The following is an 852-nucleotide window of genomic DNA, read 5'->3' as shown; positions in this document are numbered from 1 at the left end:
GTAAAACTCTTCTGACATGGCTTCCGCGCCACCAGCGCCAAAGATATGCTCTTTCTCGCCACAGTGGCTACAGATATGGTAGCTCATGTTTTCCACTAAGCCTGCCACTGGCACGCTCACTTTATCAAACATCGCCACACCTTTACGCGCATCGGCTAATGCCAAATCTTGAGGGGTGGTCACCACAACCGCGCCCGTCACTGGGATCTGCTGCGAAAGCGTTAGCTGAATATCACCCGTACCTGGTGGCATGTCGATAACAAGGTAATCCAGTTCTGGCCATACGGTTTCATTCACAAGCTGACCTAATGCTTTCGCCGCCATTGGACCACGCCAGATAGCTGCATCATCTTTTGATACAAGGTAACCGATAGAATGCGTAAAAATGCCGTGCGCTTCGATTGGCATCATCCATTTGTTATTCTGTACTTCTGGTTTTGCGTCTAGCTGACCAAGCATCATAGGCACAGATGGACCGTAGATATCCGCATCCAACAAGCCCACTTTTGAACCTGACTTAGATAACGCAAGCGCAAGGTTTACAGAAGTAGTCGATTTACCCACCCCACCCTTTGCCGACGTCACGGCGATAATGTTCTTAACGCCCTTCAAAGGTGTCGCGACTGTTGTTTCTAGCGCAGACGGCTTCACTTTTACTTCAAACTGAAAAGCACTAACAAGTTGCTGTTCAATCTGGGAGTGGACCCATTGTTCCAGTTCAGTCGCGAGCTGATTCGCAGCAAAAGGTAAAGTAATAACGAATGATCCACGCGGATCAACCGATACAATATTTTGGTGTAGCGCCCACTCTGGTATGAGGATTGGTGACTCGAACTCATTCAACCATGAACA

At 48.5% G+C, this 852-nt stretch carries 1 protein-coding gene; it reads right to left on the bottom strand.

Annotated elements, in window-relative coordinates; genetic code table 11:
* On the bottom strand, positions 1–852 hold an 852-nt coding region (gene apbC, locus AB4232_RS22560; protein WP_372088087.1), incomplete at both ends, for an iron-sulfur cluster carrier protein ApbC.

This window comes from Vibrio sp. 10N.286.46.A8, from assembly GCF_041470165.1.
Taxonomy (GTDB): domain Bacteria; phylum Pseudomonadota; class Gammaproteobacteria; order Enterobacterales; family Vibrionaceae; genus Vibrio; species Vibrio tasmaniensis_A.
The sequence above is the reverse complement of the archived record's forward strand: the minus strand, read 5'-3'. Positions and strand labels throughout refer to the sequence as shown.